Raw genomic sequence first — 20,332 nt, 5'->3', positions numbered from 1 at the left:
CCCAACACCGGCGTTCACTCGGCCGCGGCGTGCCGGGCTTCGCTGCGGGTCTTCAGCAGCGAGACCACGACGCCGCCGGCGATCAGGCCCAGCGTCACGCCAAGCGAGAGCAGCGGATCCGGCTTTCCGAAAAACTGCGTGTAGAAGATCTTGCCGCCGATGAAGACCAGCACCAGGGCCAGCGCGTATTTCAGATAACGGAACCGGTGCACCATCGCCGCCAGCGCGAAATACAGGGCGCGCAGGCCGAGGATGGCGAAGATGTTGCTGGTGTAGACGATGTAGGGATCGGTGGTGATCGCGAAGATCGCCGGCACGCTGTCGACCGCGAAGATCAGGTCGGCGAACTCGATCATCATCAATGCCAGGAACAGCGGCGTGGCCGCCAGCAGCGGCGGTCCGCCGGCCGTCACCGGCTCCCGGACGAAGAAGCGATGGCCGCGAAAGCCGTCGGTGATGCGCAGGTGACGGCGCAGGAAGCGCAGCGCCGGGTTGCCCGCGATGTCGGGCTCCTGGTCCACGGCGAACAGCATCTTCACGCCCGTGACCAGCAGGAACGCCCCGAAGACGTAGAGGACCCAGTGGAACTCGCTGACCAGCGCGGCACCGGCGCCGATCATCAGGCCGCGCAGGACGATCACGCCCAGGATGCCCCAGAACAGCACCCGGTGCTGAAGGTCCCGCGGTACGGCGAAGTAGCTGAAGATGAGCGAGATGACGAAGACGTTGTCCAGCGACAGGCTCTTCTCGATGAAGAAGCCTGTGTAGTACTGGACCGCCGCCGTCTCGCCCATGGACCACCAGACCCAGCCGCCGAACAGCAGGGCGACGGTGATGTAGAAGGCCGACAGGCGGAGGCTTTCCTTGACGCCGATCTCGTGGTCGCGGCGGTTCAGCACGCCGAGGTCGAAGGCAAGCAGGACAAGCACGATGCCCAGAAAGGAAAGCCACAGCCAGGCCGGCTTTCCCATAAAATCGAAGAGGACAAGGCTCAGGAGGGAATCCATGGAAAGGACCCGCTTGATTGCGCTGCGTCTGCAGTGGATTCAAGAGGTGTCCGACATCGCGGCTGACGCCTCAGCCGCCAGAGGGGCCCGGACCCGAACGCCTTCGAGGTGGTGTGCTTGAGCCCCGGTTCAAGCCCCGGACGGTCGCGAGTCGTGCGGTTTCCGGGCGCGTCGCGGTGCACCGCGCAGCCGGGGGTATGGCGACCTGGGCGGCTTGATGCATCCGGGCCACAGTTCTTGCAAGAATTCGGCGGCACGAAAACACTTACGGTTGCTTTTCCTGGCTTCGCTCTTGTGCCGATGGTTTCCTTCTGCCAATAACACGGAAAATTCCTCAATCAAACGAGCCCAAGGAGTTGTCCAATGAACCAGGCCGAACTCATCGAAACCGTCGCGACCAGCGCGGGCATCAAGAAGACCGAAGCCGCCAAGGTCGTTCAGTCGGTGTTCGAAGGCATTTCGTCGGCTCTGGGCCGTGGTGAGGAAGTTCGTCTGGCCGGCTTCGGCATCTTCGAGGTTGCCGAGCGCGCCGCCCGCGAGGGCCGCAACCCGCGCACGGGCGACGTCGTGAAGATCGCCGCCTCCAAGGCGCCGAAGTTCAAGCCGGCCAAGCAGTTGCGCGACGCGGTGAACGACTGACCAAACCGGATCAAGCCCAACCGGACCACGCCACATCGGATCGCGACGGAGCGCCGCAATGTCCATGGAATCTTCGGAACTGCAGGAACTGACCGCAAAGGTCGTTGCTGCCTATGTCGGCAACAACACCGTGTCGGTCGGCGACCTGCCGTCGCTGATCAACAACGTCCAGACGGCTTTCCGCGGCCTGGGCGAGGAAAAGGCCACGCCGGCCAAGGCCGCGCTTGAGCCCGCCGTGCCGATCAAGAAGTCGGTGACGCCGGACTACATCGTGTGCCTGGAGGATGGCAAGAAGCTGAAGATGCTGAAGCGCCATCTGAAGACCGTCTACGACATGACCCCGGACGAATACCGCGTGAAGTGGAACCTTCCGGCGGAATATCCGATGGTCGCGCCGAACTACGCCAAGGCGCGGTCGGAAATGGCCACCAAGCTCGGGCTCGGCCGCAAGCGCGTGACGCAGGACTGACGTCCTCGCCTTTGCCGGGCCGGTCTTCGCGGGCGCACCTCATGGGTGCGCCCGTTGCCGTTTCAGGGGTGGCGATGCCTCATCTGCGACATTCTGCCTATGGCTCCATTGTGCAGCGCGGCATAGACTTTCCTCATACGCCTCTGGAACGTTTCCTCCCAAACTTGGGCCGTTGGTTCTTCCAACGGCCCTTTTTATTGTTCCCCTTCCCTATCCGTTCGGACGAGTTGCGTCGCCGGTGCCGAGGGGGCGTTGCATCAGGACGCTGTCAACCCAACGGCCGAATTTGAATCCAACCGATTTGAGAACACCCGCAGGCTCGAATCCCAGTTGGCGGTGCAGGCCGATGGAGGATTCATTGGCGCTGTCACCGATCACCGCGACCATCTGGCGGCACCCAGCCAGCGTGCAGCGCTCGATCACCGTTTCCAGCAGCGCCCGCCCCAGGCCACGCCCGATGAAGGCCGGGTCGATGTAGATCGAATCCTCCACCGTAAAGCGATAAGCGGCGCGCAGCCGGTACGGCCCGGCGTAGGCGTATCCGGCGGCCTTTCCGTCGATCTCCGCGATCACGTAGGGCAATCCGCGATCGAGCACATCCAAGCGCCGCCGCCCAAGTTCCACGGCGTCGGGCGGCACCTCCTCGAAGGACGCCGAACCGGTCAGCACGTGGTGGGCGTAGATGGCGTGGATGCGCTCAACATCCTCGGGACGGCTATCGCGGACGATCATGACCGGTTCTCCAAATGGCGCACCGCACATAACACGGTCGGCGCACGCTGAATAGGCACGGCAACCGGAGCCCGATCCACCATGCTCGCCCGGTGGCCACTGACCTTCGACCGAGGTGCGCACAGCCGGATGGCCGATGTCCGAAGCACCGAGCCCTCCCAAATGGCCGAGAGCCGCCCAAAGGAAGGCAGCCTCAATATCCGGTCATCCAAACGTCAGTCGTCCACCTCTGGTGGCTGGTACAAAAGTTCGCCCTGCCAGAACGCCTGTCGCGGCAGCAGAATAGCTCGGATATACGCCGAAAAATATTGCTGCAATGCCGTTTCCAGGCTTGATCCGACTTGGTGTGGGCGGCACAGTAATCTAGTCAGATTGATGCATTCCTGGATAATTTCGGCAAATTCCCGAGAAACATAAGGCCGAAACGATGAGCGTCCGACGCACGCTCACCGAAAGGGGATGGTGTCACGACGACGGTGGAGCGTTGGAGAGAGGAGGCCTTGGAGTGCTCAAGAAACTCCTGACTGGTGAGAACGCCAGCCTGTCCCGATACGTCGAGGAATCGAAGCGGTTCCCCATTCTGGCCCCGGACGAGGAGCGTGAACTGGCGGTCGCCTGGCGCGATCGCGGAAGCTCCGTGGCCCTGGAACGGCTGGTGGGCAGCCATCTGCGCTTGGTGATCAAGATCGCCCGCGGGTTCGGCGGCTACGGCCTGCCGCTGGCCGATCTGGTCGCGGAAGGCAATGTCGGCCTGATGCAGGCGGCCCAAAAATTCGATCCGGAGCGCGGTTTCCGCTTCGCAACCTACGCCACATGGTGGATCCGCGCGGCCATCCAGGAATACATCCTGCACAGCTGGTCGCTCGTGAAGATGGGCACCACGGCCGCGCAGAAAAAGCTGTTCTTCAACCTGCGCCGCCTGAAAAGCCAGATGCAGGAGTTGGAGCAGGGCGACCTGTCGCCCGAGACCGTCACCGCCATCGCCACCGAGCTGGACGTTCCGGAGTTGGAGGTGGTGGAGATGAACCGCCGCCTGTCGTCCAACGACAGCTCCCTGGACGCGACCCTGTCCAGCGACGGCGAGACCAACTGGCTTGAGCTTCTGGCGGATGACCGCCCGACGCAGGAGATCGTAATTGCCGACGCGGACGAGCTGGCGTTGCGCCGTCGCCTCGTCGGCCAAGCCCTGGAACGGCTGGACGACCGTGAAAGGCGCATCCTGTTCGAGCGTCGGCTGAAGGACGATCCCTCCACCCTGGAGGCGTTGAGCCAGCAGTTCTGCGTCTCGCGGGAGCGGGTCCGGCAGATCGAGGTCCGTGCGTTCGAGAAGCTGCAGAAAGCGGTGCTGAGCGCCGCGCAGGCGCTGCGCCGCCCGGCCGCCCACGCGGCCGCCTGACCGGCACAAATCCCGGCCACACCGGCCTTCCCGCACCGTTTCACACACCCATCCGGCGGTTGCCCCACGGCACCGCCGGATTTTTTTTCACATGCAATGAGGCTGCGACAAAGCGGACCGTTTTCACAACCCCCAACTGACGTCATAGTCTTTTCCGCAGGGTGGATTGCTTTGCATTCTATACAAATTGCGTTATCCTTAGGCCGAACTTTTTCGCGGGGAAGTCGCTCCATGTCGCACGCTGGCCAGACCCAATCCATTGTCGAGCGCATTGCGTTCCTTCGTATCGACGAATCCACGAAGTCCGTCCTCCGGGAATTCCAGCCCTATCTGGCGCAGCGCATCGACCAAATCCTGGAAGACTTCTACGGCTATCTCCGCACCGTTCCGCAAATATCGACGCTGTTGGCGAACCCGACCACGGTCGGCCGTGCGCGCGACATGCAGAAGCAGCATTGGTTGAAGAACGTCTTCACCGGCACCTTCGACGACGCCTATATGGCGCAGGTTCTCAAGATCGGTCAGGCCCATCAGCGAATCGGCCTGGAGCCGCGCTGGTACATGGGCGCCTATTGCTTCACCATGAACAAGCTGATCGATCTGGCTGCCCAGGTTTACCGCAAGAAGCCGGAAAAGCTGGCCCAGCTGCTCCAGGCGATCAACAAGGCGGTGTTCCTCGACATGGATCTCGCGACGTCGGTCTATGTCGACCTGAACACCGCGGCGATCATCTCCCGCGAATTGGGCAGCACCGCCGATTCGTTCGAGCGCGAGGTCAAGGGTGTGGTGCAGGCCGTGGCCTCCGCCGCGCAGCAACTGCAGTCCACCGCGCAGAACATGACCCGAACGGCCGAGGAGACCAGCGCCCAGTCAACGCAGGTGGCCGCAGCCGCGGAAGAGGCGTCCGTGAACATCCAGACGGTTGCGGCCGCCGCGGAGGAGCTGACCGCCTCCATCGGCGAGATCAGCCATCAGGTGACCCAGTCCGCAGCCATCGCCAGCGAGGCGATGTCGCAGGCGGAGCGCACCAACAACACCGTCCAGGGTCTTGCCGACGCGGCCAGCAAGATCGGGCAAGTCGTGAAGCTCATCCATGACATCGCCAGCCAGACGAACCTGCTGGCGCTGAACGCCACCATCGAGGCGGCGCGCGCGGGTGAGGCCGGCAAAGGCTTCGCCGTCGTGGCGAGCGAGGTGAAGAGCCTGGCAAACCAGACCGCCAAGGCGACCGAGGAAATCAACTCCCAGATCGGCGCGGTTCAGGGCGCCACCCAGGAGGCCGTCGGCGCGATCCGCTCCATTTCCGAGACGATCTCGCGGATCAACGAGATCTCGACGTCGATCGCGACGGCGATGGAGGAGCAAGGTGCGGCGACCACGGAAATTGCCCGCAACGTCCAGCAGGCCTCCATCGGCACACGCGAGGTGAGCGAGACGATCGTGCGGGTGAACTCGTCGGCCGCCGACACGGGAAGCGAAGCCCGCAACGTGCTCGGCGCCACAAACGAGCTGACCCGGCAATCCACCACCCTGCGCAGCGAGGTGGACCGCTTCCTCGCGCGGGTTCGCGCCGGCTGATGCCGAAGGCGTTTGATGGCTTCCATCAAACGCCTTCGGTTCAAACCCGACAGCACATGGCGCAGCCATGTGCGAAAGCGTCATCCGGCCGGCCGATCATGAAACTGTTCATGCGCCGGCCGCATGACAGCTGGGAATAGGCAAAAGCAAACAGGCGCCATCGGCCTTCCAGGGACCGTTGGCGCCCGTTTTTCGTGAGATCGTGACGCTTCGTCGAGAGACGCCAAGCGGTCAAGCGACGGACGTGTGGACGACGAAGTCGCTGACCGGAGCGTTTTCCGACCGGACGGCCGACCACACCTCGTCCAGCGAACGCCAGTGCGTGCGGCCCGCCAGCGACGTCAGGGAGCCACTGCGCATCACGACGAAAAGGCCTGTGCGGCTCAGATTGACGATTCTCATCATGGCCTTGTCCTCCATCGCAGATCCCGGCCGGCCTTGTGCTGCTCCGGTCCAGGGTCGTTTGTTCAGACTCTGTCAGGACACGCGGAGAGCGTCAAGGCGACGTAGGTCATAGTCTCCCGGTTGCTTTCGGTTCATACTGGTCGGCCGGAAAGTGGCACCAAAGCCGCTTTGCACAGTGTTCGAATGGAACCGATGCCGGCTTTGCGTCGCTCAATATCCGTTCGCTGTGGTTGCCAAATCTGCCCGCGCACGCTCGACGACCGCCGACCAATCGCTCGCGGCCGGCTGGCGGAGCAGGCGCATCGTCGGGTACCAGGGGCTGTCGTCGCGGTCCAGCAACCAGCGCCAGTCGGCCTCGTGGTGAAGCATTGTCCAGACCGGGGCGCCGAGGGCACCCGCCAGGTGGGCCACCACCGTGTCTACCGTCAGGACAAGGTCGACGGCCCGGATCATCGCCGCCGTGTCCACCAAATCCTCGCTGCGGGTGCCGGTGTCGCAGAAGGGCAGAGACGCGGCCTTCCCCAGCGGCGTGCCCCGTTGGAGGCAGACCCAATCCACATTGGGTGCATCGGTCAGACGGCGAAGGAGGTCGGGAGGGAGCGACCGGTGGCCCCCGTCCCAAGCGCCCGCAGCCCAGGCCAACCCCACGCTGATCCGTCCGCGGCGGCTCAGCCGGGCCTTCTGTGCCGCCACGTGCGCGGGGTCGACCGTGATGCGGGTTGCGGGCGCGGGCAGTGACGCCATACTCGTCCGGAAGGCGAAGGGAAGCTCCATCAACTCCGCCTGCACGGTGTAGGGAGGCATCGGAACGTTGTCGGACAGCGGCAGCCACCCGTCCACGCCGGGAATGCCCGACAGCAGGGCGTGGACGGCAACCGGCGCCTGCACCCAGAGGCGAGCGGCACGCCGGGCGACCAGCGGCAGGTAACGGGAAAACTGCACGATATCGCCCAGCCCATGATAGCAGCGCACCAGCACCGCTTCCCCATCGAACGGCCGACCGCTCCAAACCGGTCGTTGATGAAACGGCCGGTCGGTGGGATTGAAACCGTCCGGAGGCGTTTGGGCGAGAACCGCATCGCTGACGGTCCAGGCGGATTCAAAGTCGCCGAGCAGCATATGGGCCTTCCACCGCTCGCCCCCGATGGCCAGCGGATCGACCCCGAGGGACAGCGCGCGGTCATACAGGTCCAGGCTTTCGCGCACGTGGCGATTCCGCAGAAGCGTCGCCGCCCGGTCGAGCAAATCGGCCGTCTCCGGCGGCCACAGCGTGTCCACGCATCCCCTCCCTGTTTGGTTCAGGCGAGCCAACAACGCGAACAATGGGGTGCCGGTTCATCGGCGACGGCAGCGCAAGGGAACGCGCTTCGCCATCGCGCCGTTCACATCGGCAGAAGGCCGGAGTTACGGAGGAGCCATGGACACCGCCATCACAACGGCCACCACGATGGACGGGGTGGTCTCGCTGCCCGTCACGATCCGTCGTGCCCGTCGCGAAGACCTGCCGGAGTTGGAATGGTTCGGGCTGCACACGCCCCACCGTGAAATCATCGCCACGGCCTTCCGCACGCAGGAACGCGGGCAAGGGGCGCTGCTGGTGGCGGAGGTCAACGGCTTTCCCGCCGGCCAGCTGTGCGTTGATTTCCTGCGCAAGCGCTCCTTGAAACGCGGCACCCTGTGGGCGTTGCGCGTGTTCGCGCCGTTCCGCAAGCTCGGGCTTGGTACGCGCCTGATCCTGGCCGGCGAAGCAGCCGTTCTCGACTACGGCTATGCCGAGGCTGAGCTTGGCGTGGACCGCGACAACGCGGGCGTGCTCGGCTTCTACGACCGCCTTGGTTATGAGGCCTGCGGAACCGAGCGGGGCCGGTATTCCTACCGCACCCCGGACGGCGATGTGGTGCAGGTTGCCATCGACCAGTGGATTCTGCGCAAGGTGCTGCGGCGGGATACGGCTTGGCACCCGGCTGCCATATCCTCCTGGGCCGCTACTCCGCCGCCAGGGCGATAAGGCGCGCCGCGCGCCGGCGCGGCAGGCGGATGCAAGCTCCATCCAGGACATGGGCCAGTTCGCGCGCGGCGTCCGTCGCGACGCACAGCGCCATTATTGGCAACCACCGATCGAGAACCTGAGCGGCGGAATCGGGCTCGCCGGCCTGAACGGCGGCCAGGGCGTCCAGCAGCGCCATCTCGTCGGCGCCGACGCGCAGGCTGGACGGTGGGCGGATGTCCGGGCGGCGTGCCTGGGCAACGGCGAAGCAGCCAAGCAGCGCGAACAGGGGCAGCAGCGCCGTGGACGGGACGCCGGCGACATCGAATCCGGCGCGCATCGCGGCCATGCCGCCGGCGGTGCCATGCCGGAACCATTGCCGGAACCCGGTCAGCACGGCCCGTTCTGCGGGGGTGAGATCTCCCACCGCCCAAGGCGACAACCGCCCCTCACCCGTCATCTCGCCCATGCTTCGTCCTCCCGTCGGGAAAGCCAGGGCGCACGGTAACCCATCCCCAGAGAAGATGCGAGTCATTCTCAATATCACGACGCGCGTCGTCATCGAGCCGTGACAAAAAACGGCCATGCCGAGCGGGAAAGGTTGAATTAACCATAACAGGCAATCCTTCGACCGCTCGCAGACTGGAGCGTTGAAGGATGACGCGGACTTTCGGACAGGCACTGCTCGGACTTATTGCGGCGGCGGCGTTGCTTGCGGCGTTGCTTGCGGCGTTGCTGGGGGCGGCCCACACGGCCTCGGCGCAGATCAGGCTGAACCCAGCCTATGGGGACGAGGCGCAACTCGGCCCCAACAAAGCCCGGGGGGCCGTGGTGTGGAGCCACGGACGGTCGGTGGAGACGGAGGATTCGAACGCCCCCACCCCGCTCTACATGAAGGCGCTGCGCGACGCCGGCTGGGATGTGTTCCGGCTCGACCGGATGCGGGTCAGCGACACGCTGCCCAACAGCTCACGGGCGCTCGCCGCCTACGCCGAGGAACTGAAGGGACGCGGCTACCAGCGCGTGGTCCTCAGCGGTCAGTCCTTCGGGGCGTTCATCTCGCTGATGGCGGCGGGGCAGACGGACCGGATCGACGCGGTCGTCGGCACGGCACCAGCCGCCTTCGGTAATTTTTCGGAGGCTTACGACAGCTGGCGCGACAACGCGACCCAGCTCTGGCCGATCCTGCGCAGCGTCCGCAGCGCGCGGGTCATGCTGTTCTTCTTCCATGGCGACGACTTCGATCCGGGCGGGCGCGGCGAACCGTCGCGCAGCATCCTGGCCTCCCGGGGCCTCGACAACCTCGTGGTCGACCAGCCGGCCCTGCTGACCGGACACGGCGCGGCCAACACCGGCATGTTCGTGCGCCGCTTTGGGGCCTGCATCGTCCGCTTCGCGGAGGCGCCGCCGGTTCCCAATGACCCGTCCTGCGACGAGGCCTGGGGCCGCACACCCAGCGCCGAACTGATGCAGGCCGCGGCGACCGGCCCGCGCAGCGGCGCCTCGGAGCCGGCGTCCGGGGGCGCCCGCCCCTTCCTCGGCACCTGGTACGGCGCCTACATCAACGGTCGCGAAGTCGCCCTGTCAGTGGACAAGGTGGACGGCGACACGGTCTATGCCGATTACGTGCTGGGTCCGGGCATGGAGCCCGATCAGACGATCGAGCGGGCGCGCCGCAAGGGCCGCATTGAGAACGACGAGCTGGTCTTCGACGAGAAGGGCCGGAACACGCTGCGCTACCACGTCCGCTCCGACGGCCGGCTGGCCGCGACATGGCTGGAACGGTCGGGCAAGGGCCGCCTGGAAACGACCCTGCGCCGCGTGAACTGATCCGTTACAGCCGGCGGGCGAGCGCAAGCAGCCCGCCGGCACCGATCATCAGGCCGCCGGTCAGGCGGTTCAGCGTGCGGGTGGCGGTGGCGCTGGACAGGCGGGAGGCGATGCTGTTGCCGCCGGTCGCGTAGGCCATGATCCAGCCGAACTCCACCACCACCATGATAGCGACCAGCGCCGCGAGCTGTGGGCCGAGCGGGGCCGACGGCTCGATGAATTGCGGGAAGAGCGCCGCCATGAAGACCAGGGCCTTGGGGTTGCTGAAGGCCACGAACAGGCCGCGCAGGAACAGCCGAAGAGCCGAGCTTTCCTCGACCGCGGCGCCGTTGGCGCCCGAGGCGCCCGGCTCCATCGGGGCGCGCCAGGACGCGATGCCGAGCCAGGTCAGGTAACCCACGCCCAGCCACTTCACCGTCAGGAAGGCCGGCTCCGACGCCTGGAGCAGGGCGCCAAGGCCGAGCACCGACAGCGTCGCGAGGATGGTCAGGGCGACGCACATGCCGAGCCCGCCCCAGGCGGCACGGCGAACGCCGTAGCGCAGGCCGAGGCTCATCGCCAGCAGCATGTTGGGTCCGGGCGTCATCGACACCACGAAGGCCGTCACCAGAAAGAAACCGAGCGTCTGCCAGCTCATCGCCATCTCCTCGAATGGGACGGGATGGGACCATGGCGGCTTCGGCTTGGCAATTGCGCCGGGCGCAGGTCTGCCTATCGATTGGGCATGGCCCTGCCGGGCGGCGGCCGCTCCGAGAGGCGGAGGTCCGGCACGGGCGGCGGTTCGCGCAGCCATTCGTCCAGCGTCTGCGGCTGGCGTTGCGGCGGCCGGGACGTCGGGATGTCGGCAGCCTCGGAGCCGGGGGACGGGCCGAGCATCACGCCGGGCCACACGTTCCCCGCCCCGTCGACCCGCGCGCTGTAACGGGTTCCGAGGGAGGATATGAACTCCCCCTTCCCGGTCGGCCGGTCACGGTCGAAGGTCCCGACATAGCGGTGCCCTTCCGGGAAGGTCAGGATTCCGGGGCCGGACGCCTGCCCGCGCCGGAAGCGCCCGGTGAAGGCCTTTCCGTCCTCCCACTCCAGGCGGACCGGGCCTTCGAGCCGCCCGTCGGCGAAGGTGCCCTCGGCCCAGCCGGCCGGTTCGCCATCGCGGAACCATTCCAGCACGCCGCCGCCATAGGCGAATCCCTGGCGGCAGGGACCGGTCCAGCGGATGGTCTTGCCGTCCGCTGGCTGCTGGAGCCGAACCCGGCAGCCGCTCTCCCGATCGGTCAGCACCGTTTCCGCGGCGTTTCCCCGGCCGACGGCCAGAATGGTCAGCAGGGCACAGGCCGCAAGAAGGACGGGGCTGGTGCGCATGATCGGTCCCTCCGGAACCTCGCGTCGTTGCGAGGGGGAGAGCCTAGACCGGCAATCCGACGCGGGCTGTGGCCCGCGCCTCATCCCATGTCGGATTCGCTCAGGATTCCTTGGCCCAGCGCGCCGCCGCGTCGTCGTCGGAGTCCTTCGCCTCGACCCAGCGCTCGCCTTCCGGCGTCGCCTCCAGCTTCCAGAAGGGCGCCTTGGTCTTCAGCCAGTCGATCAGGAAATGGCAGCTGTCGAAGGCCGCGCCCCGGTGGGCGCTGGCGGTGGCGACCAGCACGATCTGGTCGCCCGGCTCCAGCCGGCCGTAGCGGTGGATGATCAGCGCGTCGTCCAGCGGCCAGCGGGCGCGCGCCTCCGCCTCGATCGCCTCCAACTGCTTCTCGGTCATCCCCGGATAGTGTTCCAGCGTCATGGCGCTGACCGACGAACCGCCGGCCATGTCGCGCACCAGCCCGACGAACAGGGTCACGCCCCCGATGGCCGTCTTGCCGCGGGTCATGGCGGCCAACTCGGCCCCGACGTCGAAATCCTCGCGCTGCACCTTCACCGTCACGGCGTCATCTCTCCTCAGCCGCCGGTCACGGGCGGGAACAGCGCGACCTCGTCGCCGGCGGACACCGGGTGGTCGTAGGCCACATGCTCCTGGTTCACCGCGACCTTCACGACCTTGGAATTGGCGAGCGCGTCGGCGTGCTTCGGGCTGCGGGTCTTCAGCCACTCCACCAGCGTGCCGACGTCCGTCACCTCCGCCGGCGGATCGAACGTTTCGGTCGCCACGCCGATCTTGGACCGCAGCCAGGCGAAATAGAGGACCTTCATCACCGAACCTCACTGAAAGGCAGGAAATCCACGGCCATGCCGGGCTCGACGCGGGTGATGTCCTCCGGCAGCTCGACCAGCCCGTCGGCCTCGACCATGGAGGACAGGATACCGGCCCCGTCGCGCGGGTGCTTGACCGCGGTCAGGACGCCGTCCGCAGACCGCGCGAGCGTCGCCCGCACATACTCCCTGCGGCCGGCCTTCTTCTTGTAGGTAAATCCGGCGCGCAGCGGGAACAAGGCCGGCGCGTCCTCGGCCGCCCCCATCAGGCGCAGCAGGATCGGCCGCGCGATGCGCAGGAAGGTGACCATCACCGCCACCGGGTTGCCCGGCAGGCCGACGAAGACCGAGCCCTTGACGGTGCCCAGCGCCACCGGGCGCCCCGGCTTGATGGCGAGCCGCCAGAAGTGCAGCGCCCCTTGCGCCTCCACCGCCGCCTTGACGTGGTCTTCCTCCCCCGTGGACATGCCGCCCGACGTGATCAGCGCGTCGTGCCGCTCCGCCGCGTCGCCCAGCGCGTCGCGGATCGCCTCGCGCCGGTCGGGCAGGATGCCGAGATCCGTCACCGCACAGCCAAGCTGGCGCAGCGCGGCGATCAGGGCGAAGCGGTTGGCGTCGTAGATGCAGCCGGCGTCGAGCGGCACCCCCGGCTCCCGCACCTCGTCGCCGGTGGAGAAGACGGCGACGCGCAGGCGCTGGCGCACCGCGACCTCCCGCCGCCCGAGCGATGCCAGCAGCCCGACATCCTCCGGCCGCAACCGCCGGCCCGCGGCGAGCACGGTGGTGTCCTTGCGCATATCCTCGCCGGCCAGGCGGCGGTTCGCGCCGCGCTTGATGCCCGCGGGAATCGCAACCTGCCCGCCCTCGGGGTCGCCGTCCGCTTGGCAGTCTTCCTGCATCAGCACGGTGTCGAATCCGGCGGGCATGGGCGCGCCAGTGAAGATGCGCACCGCCTCGCCGTGCCGTCCGTCCCGGCCAAGCGCGTGGCCGGCGGCGACGCGGCCCGTCACCGGCAGAACCGTCTTCTCATCCGGCGCCAAGTCGTCGAAAAAAACGGCGTAGCCGTCCACGGCGGAATTGTCGTGCGGCGGCACGTCAAAGGGCGCCACCACATCCTCCGCCAGCACCCGCCCCAACGCCTCGGCAAGCCCGACGGATTCGATCCCCGCCACGGGGCCGACCCGCTCCGCCAGAAGGGCGAGCGCCTTGTCCACCGCCATCATCTCGCCGCCGAAGGCGAAGCAATCGTTGCTGAGCTGAGCCATGGGATCACTCTAATCCGCGGGTACTACCGCTGCGAAGGCCGTTGTACGGCGTTGTGCGGAATAAGGCTCGGGAATTCACCACAGAGACACGGAGACACAGAGAAGGCACCCCTCTGTGTCTCCGTGTCTCTGTGGTTTGCCGGAAACCTCACCACACTCCCTGGTTACTAGACCACCCTGCCCTTTAGCCCGCATCGTTCCACGATGAAGGCAGCCACGGCTTCCTCATCGTTGAGGTCGAGCACCGGGACCGGCGATTTCGGCACCGGCCCGTCGCTGGCGACCGCGACGATGGAAGGATCGTCGCGGGCGATCAGGGACTTGCCGACCGCCTCACGCCACACTTCGATCTTCTCGTGCGGCTCCCGCTTGAAGCCTTCGATCAGCAGCAGGTCGACGGGCGATATCTTCGGCAGAAGTTCGTCCAGCGTCAGTTCCGGCTCGTCGTTCCGGATCTCATGCATCAGCGCCCAGCGCCGGGGCGAGCTGACCAGGACCTCGGTCGCACCCGCCATCCGGTGGTTGTGACTGTCCTTGCCCGGATGATCGATGTCGAAGCCCTTGTGGGCGTGCTTCATCGTCGAGACGGTCAGGCCGCGGCGGATCAGCGCGGGGATCAGGCGGACGATCAGGGTCGTCTTGCCGCTGCCGCTCCACCCCGTCAGGCCGAACATCTTCATGGAAGCCCCTATCCTCCCGCATGCCGCCCCGTGGTCCCGGGGCTGTTGGGCGTCACATAGCAGAAACACGCGGGCCTGCGAACGGACAAACCTTTTCGGGGGAATGCCGCGGGATGGAAAAGGCTCAGCCCGGCGTGCGCGCGGGGTTGGCGGGGGAACCCTTCGGGGTCTTCACCGGTTGGTGCGCCATCATGTGCTTCAGCCCGGCGCGCATGTAGTCCCAGCCGGTCACGAAGGTAAGGATTGCCGCCACCCACAAGCCCAGCGTGCCGATAAGGGTGACCGGGATGTCCACCGGGCCATAGTCGCCGACGATCAGGAAGCCCAGCGCGACCATCTGGATCGTCGTCTTCCACTTGGCGAGCCAGGTCACCGGGACACCGACGTTCAGGCCCGCCAGATACTCCCGCAGGCCGGAGACCAGCACCTCGCGCAGCAGGATGACCACGGCGGCCAGGACCGACACGCCGGCCAGACGCTTGAAGGCGACCAGCATGATCAGCGTCGCGGCGACCAGCAGCTTGTCCGCGATGGGATCGAGGAACTTGCCGATGACGCTTTCCTGCTCCCACGCACGGGCAAGATAGCCGTCGAAATAGTCAGTGATGCAGGCCGCCGCGAACAGCCCACAGGCCGTGTAGGCCGCCCAAGCCTCCGGCACGTAGAACAGCCCGACCACCACGGGAATCACCACAATGCGTGACAGGGTGAGGAGGTTTGGCAGGCTGGTCAGCATCGATCGGAACTCGAAAAGCGGATGGGTCGCGGGCCGGGCGGACTCATTCTAACCATCGGAATGGAAATGATCGTATATCTTTTTCGCAACGGCCTTGCTGATCCCTTCCACGGCTTCCAGGTCAGCCAACCCGGCGCGTGACACGGCGACCGCGCTGCCGAAATGGTGCAGCAACGCCTTCTTGCGCGAAGGGCCGATTCCCGGGATCTCGTCGATCATCGACTTGCCGAGCGCCTTGGTCCGCTTGGCCCGGTGGGTTCCGATGGCGAAACGGTGCGCCTCGTCGCGCAGGCGTTGCAGGAAATACAGGACGGGGTCGCGCATTTCCATCTGGAAGGGCGCGCGGTCGGGCATGAAGAATCGCTCCCGCCCGGCGTCGCGGTCGGGCCCCTTGGCGATGCCCACCATCGGCACGTCGTCGATGCCGAGTTCCGCCAGCACCTCCAGCGCCACGTTCAGCTGCCCCTGCCCTCCGTCGATCAGGACGAGGTCGGGCCATGTGCCCTGGGTGCGCTCCGGATCCTCCTTGACCGCGCGGCCGAAGCGGCGGGCCATCACCTCGCGCATCATCGCGAAGTCGTCGCCGGCCGCCCCTTCCGTCTTGATGTTGAACTTGCGGTAGGCGTTCTTGATGAAGCCCTCCGGCCCCGCCACGATCATGGCGCCGATGGCGTGCGCCCCCTGGACGTGCGAGTTATCGTAGACCTCGACGCGCTGCGGCGGGCCGTCCAGTCCGAAGACCGCCGCCACGCCGTCCAGCAGCCGCGCCTGGGAGGAGCTTTCGGCCAGCCGCCGCCCGTGCGCCTCCCGCGCGTTGGTCAGCGCGTGCTCGACGATCCGGCGCTTGTCGCCGCGCTTCGGTTCGGCCAACTCCACCTTGTGGCCGGCGCGGAGCGACAGCGCCTCGGTCAACAGGTCCAACTCCGGCAGCTCGTGGCTGACCAGCACGAGGCCGGGAGCCGCCTTGTTCTCGTAGAACTGGGCGATGAAGGCGGCCAGCACTTCCTCGGTCTCGGCGGACTTGTCATGGCTGGGGAAATAGGCGCGGTTGCCGTAGTTCCGCCCGCCGCGGAAGAAGAAGACCTGGATGCAGGTCACCCCGCCCTCCGCATAGGCGGCGATGACGTCCGCATCCTCGATTACGCCCTCGACGTTGATGTCCTGGTGGGCCTGGACCGCCGTCAGCGCGCGGATACGGTCGCGGTAGCGCGCTGCCGTCTCATAGTCCATGGCCTCCGCCGCCTCGGTCATCCGGGCCGCGAACTCCGTCTGGATGTCGCGGCTCTTGCCCGACAGGAAGGCGCGCGCTTGGTTGACCTGTGCCTGGTATTCCTCCGGGCTGACACGGCCGACGCAGGGCGCGGTGCAGCGTTTGATCTGGTACTGCAGGCAGGGCCGCGTGCGCGCCGCGAACACCGTGTCGGCGCAGTTGCGCAGCAGGAAGGCGCGCTGCAGGGCGGTGATGGTCCGGTTGACCGCGCCGGCTGACGCGAAGGGCCCGAAATAGTCGGCGTCGCGCGACCGCGCGCCGCGGTGCTTGGTCAGCTGGGGATAGTCGTGGTCCTTGGTGATCATGATGTGCGGGAAGGTCTTGTCGTCCCGCAGCAGCACGTTGTAGCGCGGCATCAGCCGCTTGATCAGGTTCGATTCGAGGAGGAGCGCCTCGACCTCCGTGTGGGTCGTGACGAACTCCATGGTTTCCGTTTCCGACACCATACGCTGGAGGCGCACGGGCAGGCGGTTGACCTGGGTGTAGTTGAACACCCGGCGCTTCAGGTTCTTCGCCTTGCCGACATACAGCACGGTAGAGTCGCCGGCGAGCATCCGGTAGACGCCGGGCGTCTGCGGAAGGGTCTTCAGGTGCTCGCGGATCACCTCCACGCCGCGGGCCAGATCGGCCGGGCGGCGGCGCGTGCGCGCTGTCGAGGTGGCGTCCGGCTGCGCCCCGGTGTCCGGCACATCGGCATACGGCGCTGGAGTGTCCGGCGACAGGGTCTCGGCGGAAGGCTCGGTAAGGGCGAGTTCCGTGTGTTCGGGTGCGGTGTCGGCCATGGTCCGAATGTCGTTGAGCAAGCCGGCTGGGTCAACCGTCCCCTCGCCGGAAGAGTTAAATCCAATGGGGTGGGTGCCGGATGGATATCCACGACTCTTGTGGATAAGTGTGTCGATAACCTGCGGGTTACCTTGTTTGGAGCGAGGCGGCGCAAGGGGTTCCTGGCATCTGCCTAATTTTTAAGCTCCATTTGCAACCCATTGATTTCATTGCATATCATTCCGGCTAGGGATGCGGTTCTGTCTCTCAACAGAAAAATGCAGCGCGGCCACTAGCGCCTCTTGCGGAACGCGCCGCCTCTGTGTAAAAGGCGCGGTCGCGCGGCGCTCTGCACCACCGGTTTACTCGATCGGGACAAAACCACGGCTGGGTTGCGCCCATCCCAAATGCTCACCTCCGTCCAGCGCGATCATCTGCCCAGTCACTGCCGGCGCATGGATCAGGAAACGCAGGGCGGCGCAGATTTCCTCCGGCGACGTGCCGCGCTGCAACGGCGTCGAATCGCGCTGGTCCGCGAACTCCTCTTCCGTCTGGCGCACGCTGCGCAGGGTTGGGCCGGGCCCGATGCCATTGACCCGGATGCGCGGGGCCAAAGCCAGGGCGAGCGTCTGCGTCAGCGTCCACAGGCCGGCCTTCGACAGCGTGTAGCTGATGAAATGCGGGGTCAGATTCCAGACCCGCTGGTCCAAGATGTTCACGATCAGGCCGCGCGCGTCAGCTGGCAGTTGCGCCGCGAAGGCTTGGCTGAGCACGAAAGGCGCGCGGAGGTTCGATTCCATGTGGCGGTCCCAGGACTCTCGCGTCACATCCACCACATCGTCCCGTTCAAAGCGCGAGGCGTTGTTGACGAGCAGGGTCAGCGCGCCCAGCCGTTCCAGGACCGCCGGCACGAGCGTCTGCACGTCCGATTCGCGCTCAAGATCGGCGTGGAACGCCGCGGCGATACCGCCACGCTCCGCGATCTCGGTGACGACGGCATCGGCGTCCTTTCGGGAATTCAGGTAATGAACCCCAACCGCCCAACCCTGGGCCGCGAGATCGAGCGCGATGGCTCGCCCGATCCGCTTTCCGGCTCCTGTGACCAGGGCCGCTTTCCTCTTGATCTCGACCATGCCGCCATAGGTACCCTGCATCGGTTTCCGGTCAAGGGGCCAGTTTCCAAAGCCGGATCGTGCACCGGTTCACAAGCAGGGGGAGATGACGGAGCTTGCTTCGCGAAGCGCTGGAATACCTGACCACCCCCTGCCCGTTCCTGGCGCGCCGCCACGGCTATCTGGGCGAGATGGTCGCGCTTGGCGCCCGACACCGGCGTCAGCGAGCGGTTTGGGAGCCACACGTCGCGTGCTGCCACCGCTTCATCGCCGACGCAATCCGTGATCTGCCGAAAGGGGGGCGGGCGTTGGTCGCGGGTTCGGGCCGGCTGATTGAGGTTCCGCTTCCCCTGCTTGCGGAACGGTTTGACGAGGTGGTGCTCGTGGACATGCTCCACACTTGGTCCGTCCGCCGGGCGGCGCGCCGGTTCGGCCATGTCCGTCTGCTGACCGCCGACGTCACCGGCGCGCTGGCAGCGCTTGACCGGATGCCGCCGGGGAGCCTTTCCTTGCCCGATCCGGCCCCGCCCAACCTCCCCGGTGAGCGGTTTGCCTTTGCCGTGTCCTGCAACCTTCTGTCGCAGCTTCCGATCATGCCGCTGGATGTGATCGAACGGAAGCATCGATCGTGCCCCGAGGCGTGGTGTCTGAGGGGGCCTCTGTGCTCTTCGGCGGGTTGAGGCCGCCGGTCTACTCCGCTGCGATGGACAGCGGATCAGGGGTGTGAGGGTGGCACAGCTCGGCCAGGCTTTCCATGGTCATGTAGCGCCGGGCCACCGCCCATTCATCATGCTGCTCCAGCAGCAAGGCGCCGACGAGGCGCACAACCGCCCCTTCGCCAGGGAAGATGCCGACGACGTTGGTGCGCCGCTTGATCTCGCCATTCAGCCGCTCCAGAGGATTCGTGCTGTGCAATTTGGTGCGCAGGTCCTTGGGGTACTTCATGTAGGCCAGCACGTCGAACTCCGCCTCGTCCATCAGCGCCGCCAGCTTGGAAAAGCGCGGCCGCAGGCTGTCGGCCACCCGGCGCCACTGCTCATGCGCCGCCTCAGCGGTCTCCTGGGCAAAGGCGGTGCGAATGGTGGCCGCGACCATCGTCTGGTGCGCCTTGCCGACGCAGGCGAGGAGATTCCTCATGCAATGAACACGACAGCGTTGAAGTGTGGCGCCCAGCACCTTGGAAGCGGCGGCCTTCAGCCCGAGATGCGCATCGGCGATCACCAGCTTTACGCCGCGTAGGCCCCGGCGGGTGAGGGTGCGCAGGAAATCGGTCCAGAAGGTCTCGGCTTCCGACAGCCCGAGGCCGAGCCCCAGCACCTCGCGCCGGCCATCGCTGTTGACGCCGATGGCCAGTATGGCGGCGAGCGAGACGATGCGGCCGTCCTGGCGCACTTTCACGTAGGTCGCATCCAGCCACACAAAGGGCCAGTCGCCTTCCAGCGGCCGGTTCAGGAACGCCTGCACGCGCTCGTCGATGTCCTGGCACAGGCGGCTGACCTGGCTCTTGGAGATGCCGGTCATGCCCATCGCCTTGACCAGATCATCGACGTTGCGCGTCGAGATGCCCTGCACGTAGGCCTCCTGAATCACCGCGATTAGCGCCTTCTCCGCGGTGCGGCGCGGCTCCAGGAAGGCCGGGAAGTAGGAGCCGCGCCGCAGCTTGGGGATGCGCAGGTCGATGGCCCCGGCGCGCGTCTCCCAGGTCCGCTCCCGGTAGCCGTTGCGCTTGGTCTGGCGGTCCTCGCTGCGTTCGCCATACCCGGCGCCGCACAGGCTCTCCACCTCCAGCTCCATCAGGCGCTGGGCGGCGAAGCCGACCATCTCGCGCAGAAAGTCGGCATCGGCGCTCTTCCCAATCAGCTCCTGAAGAGCGATCCTGTCCTCGGTCATCGTGGTCTCCGTCTTGGTTGATGGTCGTTAAGCAACCTCAACTTAGCCGAAGAACACGGTGACCGCCGCTCCCGAACGGCCGGCCCGCCTGCGCCAGCTATGGGGGAGCGCTCCGGCGGGCCAGCCTCACGCCTCAGACACCACGCGGTGGGACGCGATCGAAGCATCCAGCCATACCGGCCGGCGTGCGGGCTGCATTCGCCCAAGTGCTGATGCGCAGCCACCTGACTTGGCTTGCCAGCGTCGCCGACCGGCCGGTGCTGTTTTCCGATACGGAAAGCCTGTGGCTGAAGGATGGGCGAGTGATCAGGCGGGAGGACTCGCTTTGGGGTATGCGCCTCCCGGAACCTGACCTCCACTGGATCTGGGACATTGCCCCAGCCCCGGAGG

23 protein-coding genes (1 of these 23 running past the window's edge) are annotated in these 20,332 nt (G+C 66.4%); 8 read left to right on the top strand and 15 right to left on the bottom strand.

The window, feature by feature from the left end:
- Positions 1-14: 14 nt before the first annotated feature.
- Entirely contained in the window at positions 15-1,007 is a 993-nt protein-coding gene (locus M2351_RS07960) for a TerC family protein (RefSeq protein ID WP_264655564.1), read from the bottom strand.
- Positions 1,008-1,370: 363 nt separating this feature from the next.
- Between M2351_RS07960 and M2351_RS07955 the strand changes: the two genes are divergently transcribed.
- On the top strand, positions 1,371-1,646 hold the full coding sequence (locus tag M2351_RS07955) for an HU family DNA-binding protein (RefSeq protein ID WP_209769052.1): 276 nt from the start codon (positions 1,371-1,373) through the stop codon (positions 1,644-1,646).
- A gap of 58 nt (positions 1,647-1,704) precedes the next feature.
- Positions 1,705-2,115 carry a MucR family transcriptional regulator gene (locus M2351_RS07950; protein ID WP_264655563.1) on the top strand — a complete coding sequence of 137 codons (411 nt, stop codon included), beginning with the start codon at positions 1,705-1,707 and terminating at the stop codon, positions 2,113-2,115.
- A 210-nt stretch (positions 2,116-2,325) separates the two neighbouring features.
- Here the strand turns inward: M2351_RS07950 and M2351_RS07945 are convergent, their stop codons facing one another.
- On the bottom strand, positions 2,326-2,847 hold the full coding sequence (locus M2351_RS07945) for a GNAT family N-acetyltransferase (protein ID WP_264655562.1): 522 nt from the start codon (positions 2,845-2,847) through the stop codon (positions 2,326-2,328).
- Positions 2,848-3,352: 505 nt separating this feature from the next.
- On the opposite strand from M2351_RS07945, the gene rpoH reads away from it, so the two are divergent.
- Positions 3,353-4,243, top strand: a complete 891-nt coding sequence (rpoH, locus tag M2351_RS07940) for an RNA polymerase sigma factor RpoH (RefSeq protein ID WP_264655561.1) — start codon at positions 3,353-3,355, stop codon at positions 4,241-4,243.
- Positions 4,244-4,474: 231 nt separating this feature from the next.
- Complete coding sequence (locus tag M2351_RS07935; RefSeq protein ID WP_264655560.1) at positions 4,475-5,821, top strand: globin-coupled sensor protein; 1,347 nt, start codon at positions 4,475-4,477, stop codon at positions 5,819-5,821.
- Between the two features lie 231 nt (positions 5,822-6,052).
- On the opposite strand, the gene M2351_RS07930 is transcribed toward M2351_RS07935, so the two are convergent.
- Positions 6,053-6,226, bottom strand: coding sequence for a hypothetical protein (locus M2351_RS07930; RefSeq protein WP_264655559.1), 174 nt, complete (start codon positions 6,224-6,226; stop codon positions 6,053-6,055).
- A gap of 210 nt (positions 6,227-6,436) precedes the next feature.
- Positions 6,437-7,504: a glycosyltransferase family protein gene (locus M2351_RS07925; protein ID WP_264655558.1), complete on the bottom strand. Its 1,068-nt coding sequence runs from the start codon at positions 7,502-7,504 to the stop codon at positions 6,437-6,439.
- A gap of 139 nt (positions 7,505-7,643) precedes the next feature.
- Here M2351_RS07925 and M2351_RS07920 point away from each other — a divergent pair, with 139 nt between their 5' ends.
- A complete protein-coding gene (locus M2351_RS07920) occupies positions 7,644-8,234 on the top strand; it encodes a GNAT family N-acetyltransferase (protein ID WP_264655557.1) in 591 nt (196 codons plus the stop codon).
- Here M2351_RS07920 and M2351_RS07915 read toward each other — a convergent pair.
- Positions 8,212-8,682 carry a hypothetical protein gene (locus M2351_RS07915; RefSeq protein ID WP_264655556.1) on the bottom strand — a complete coding sequence of 157 codons (471 nt, stop codon included), beginning with the start codon at positions 8,680-8,682 and terminating at the stop codon, positions 8,212-8,214. The genes M2351_RS07920 and M2351_RS07915 overlap by 23 nt on opposite strands.
- A 188-nt stretch (positions 8,683-8,870) precedes the next feature.
- Between M2351_RS07915 and M2351_RS07910 the strand changes: the two genes are divergently transcribed.
- Positions 8,871-10,043 carry an alpha/beta hydrolase gene (locus M2351_RS07910; RefSeq protein WP_264655555.1) on the top strand — a complete coding sequence of 391 codons (1,173 nt, stop codon included), beginning with the start codon at positions 8,871-8,873 and terminating at the stop codon, positions 10,041-10,043.
- Positions 10,044-10,047: 4 nt separating this feature from the next.
- Here M2351_RS07910 and M2351_RS07905 read toward each other — a convergent pair whose 3' ends face one another.
- From M2351_RS07905 to M2351_RS07865, 9 genes are all read right to left on the bottom strand, one after another.
- Positions 10,048-10,680, bottom strand: a complete 633-nt coding sequence (locus tag M2351_RS07905) for a LysE family translocator (protein ID WP_264655554.1) — start codon at positions 10,678-10,680, stop codon at positions 10,048-10,050.
- 74 nt (positions 10,681-10,754) lie between these two features.
- A complete protein-coding gene (locus M2351_RS07900) occupies positions 10,755-11,402 on the bottom strand; it encodes an MORN repeat-containing protein (protein ID WP_264655553.1) in 648 nt (215 codons plus the stop codon).
- A 100-nt stretch (positions 11,403-11,502) separates the two neighbouring features.
- A complete protein-coding gene (gene moaE, locus M2351_RS07895; protein WP_264655552.1) occupies positions 11,503-11,961 on the bottom strand; it encodes a molybdopterin synthase catalytic subunit MoaE in 459 nt (152 codons plus the stop codon).
- A 14-nt stretch (positions 11,962-11,975) separates the two neighbouring features.
- Entirely contained in the window at positions 11,976-12,227 is a 252-nt protein-coding gene (gene moaD, locus M2351_RS07890) for a molybdopterin converting factor subunit 1 (protein ID WP_209773993.1), read from the bottom strand.
- A complete protein-coding gene (gene moeA, locus M2351_RS07885; protein WP_264655551.1) occupies positions 12,227-13,492 on the bottom strand; it encodes a molybdopterin molybdotransferase MoeA in 1,266 nt (421 codons plus the stop codon). Before moeA ends, moaD begins: the two co-directional genes overlap by 1 nt.
- A 167-nt stretch (positions 13,493-13,659) precedes the next feature.
- Positions 13,660-14,172, bottom strand: coding sequence for a molybdopterin-guanine dinucleotide biosynthesis protein B (gene mobB / locus M2351_RS07880; protein WP_264655550.1), 513 nt, complete (start codon positions 14,170-14,172; stop codon positions 13,660-13,662).
- Between the two features lie 124 nt (positions 14,173-14,296).
- On the bottom strand, positions 14,297-14,908 hold the full coding sequence (gene pgsA / locus M2351_RS07875) for a CDP-diacylglycerol--glycerol-3-phosphate 3-phosphatidyltransferase (RefSeq protein WP_264655549.1): 612 nt from the start codon (positions 14,906-14,908) through the stop codon (positions 14,297-14,299).
- 48 nt (positions 14,909-14,956) lie between these two features.
- Positions 14,957-16,960 (bottom strand): excinuclease ABC subunit UvrC, encoded by a 2,004-nt coding sequence (uvrC, locus tag M2351_RS07870; RefSeq protein ID WP_264655548.1) that lies wholly within the window; start codon positions 16,958-16,960, stop codon positions 14,957-14,959.
- A gap of 342 nt (positions 16,961-17,302) precedes the next feature.
- On the bottom strand, positions 17,303-18,073 hold the full coding sequence (locus M2351_RS07865; protein WP_264656851.1) for an SDR family oxidoreductase: 771 nt from the start codon (positions 18,071-18,073) through the stop codon (positions 17,303-17,305).
- 95 nt (positions 18,074-18,168) lie between these two features.
- Between M2351_RS07865 and M2351_RS07860 the strand changes: the two genes are divergently transcribed.
- A complete protein-coding gene (locus M2351_RS07860; RefSeq protein ID WP_264655547.1) occupies positions 18,169-18,732 on the top strand; it encodes a hypothetical protein in 564 nt (187 codons plus the stop codon).
- Between the two features lie 10 nt (positions 18,733-18,742).
- Here the strand turns inward: M2351_RS07860 and M2351_RS07855 are convergent, their stop codons facing one another.
- Entirely contained in the window at positions 18,743-19,942 is a 1,200-nt protein-coding gene (locus M2351_RS07855; RefSeq protein WP_264654291.1) for an IS256 family transposase, read from the bottom strand.
- Positions 19,943-20,154: 212 nt separating this feature from the next.
- Between M2351_RS07855 and M2351_RS07850 the strand changes: the two genes are divergently transcribed.
- A protein-coding gene (locus M2351_RS07850; RefSeq protein WP_264655546.1) for a hypothetical protein crosses the window boundary here: on the top strand, positions 20,155-20,332 show its 5' portion. It continues 74 nt past the right edge of the window; the window shows 178 of its 252 coding nt (coding positions 1-178); its start codon is at positions 20,155-20,157; its stop codon lies beyond the right edge, outside the window.

Origin of the sequence: Azospirillum canadense, assembly GCF_025961225.1 — a bacterium.
Lineage (GTDB): Bacteria > Pseudomonadota > Alphaproteobacteria > Azospirillales > Azospirillaceae > Azospirillum > Azospirillum canadense.
The sequence above is the reverse complement of the archived record's forward strand: the minus strand, read 5'-3'. Positions and strand labels throughout refer to the sequence as shown.

What these genes read in the sequence shown, in the direction of transcription:
- M2351_RS07960 (WP_264655564.1), bottom strand. Translation starts at nt 1,007, where the DNA reads ATGGATTCCCTCCTGAGCCTTGTCCTCTTCGATTTTATGGGAAAGCCG.
- M2351_RS07955 (WP_209769052.1), top strand. Translation starts at nt 1,371, where the DNA reads ATGAACCAGGCCGAACTCATCGAAACCGTCGCGACCAGCGCGGGCATC.
- M2351_RS07950 (WP_264655563.1), top strand. Translation starts at nt 1,705, where the DNA reads ATGTCCATGGAATCTTCGGAACTGCAGGAACTGACCGCAAAGGTCGTT.
- M2351_RS07945 (WP_264655562.1), bottom strand. Translation starts at nt 2,847, where the DNA reads ATGATCGTCCGCGATAGCCGTCCCGAGGATGTTGAGCGCATCCACGCC.
- M2351_RS07935 (WP_264655560.1), top strand. Translation starts at nt 4,475, where the DNA reads ATGTCGCACGCTGGCCAGACCCAATCCATTGTCGAGCGCATTGCGTTC.
- M2351_RS07930 (WP_264655559.1), bottom strand. Translation starts at nt 6,226, where the DNA reads ATGATGAGAATCGTCAATCTGAGCCGCACAGGCCTTTTCGTCGTGATG.
- M2351_RS07920 (WP_264655557.1), top strand. Translation starts at nt 7,644, where the DNA reads ATGGACACCGCCATCACAACGGCCACCACGATGGACGGGGTGGTCTCG.
- M2351_RS07915 (WP_264655556.1), bottom strand. Translation starts at nt 8,682, where the DNA reads ATGGGCGAGATGACGGGTGAGGGGCGGTTGTCGCCTTGGGCGGTGGGA.
- M2351_RS07910 (WP_264655555.1), top strand. Translation starts at nt 8,871, where the DNA reads ATGACGCGGACTTTCGGACAGGCACTGCTCGGACTTATTGCGGCGGCG.
- M2351_RS07905 (WP_264655554.1), bottom strand. Translation starts at nt 10,680, where the DNA reads ATGAGCTGGCAGACGCTCGGTTTCTTTCTGGTGACGGCCTTCGTGGTG.
- M2351_RS07900 (WP_264655553.1), bottom strand. Translation starts at nt 11,402, where the DNA reads ATGCGCACCAGCCCCGTCCTTCTTGCGGCCTGTGCCCTGCTGACCATT.
- moaD (WP_209773993.1), bottom strand. Translation starts at nt 12,227, where the DNA reads ATGAAGGTCCTCTATTTCGCCTGGCTGCGGTCCAAGATCGGCGTGGCG.
- moeA (WP_264655551.1), bottom strand. Translation starts at nt 13,492, where the DNA reads ATGGCTCAGCTCAGCAACGATTGCTTCGCCTTCGGCGGCGAGATGATG.
- mobB (WP_264655550.1), bottom strand. Translation starts at nt 14,172, where the DNA reads ATGAAGATGTTCGGCCTGACGGGGTGGAGCGGCAGCGGCAAGACGACC.
- pgsA (WP_264655549.1), bottom strand. Translation starts at nt 14,908, where the DNA reads ATGCTGACCAGCCTGCCAAACCTCCTCACCCTGTCACGCATTGTGGTG.
- uvrC (WP_264655548.1), bottom strand. Translation starts at nt 16,960, where the DNA reads ATGGCCGACACCGCACCCGAACACACGGAACTCGCCCTTACCGAGCCT.
- M2351_RS07865 (WP_264656851.1), bottom strand. Translation starts at nt 18,073, where the DNA reads ATGGTCGAGATCAAGAGGAAAGCGGCCCTGGTCACAGGAGCCGGAAAG.
- M2351_RS07855 (WP_264654291.1), bottom strand. Translation starts at nt 19,942, where the DNA reads ATGACCGAGGACAGGATCGCTCTTCAGGAGCTGATTGGGAAGAGCGCC.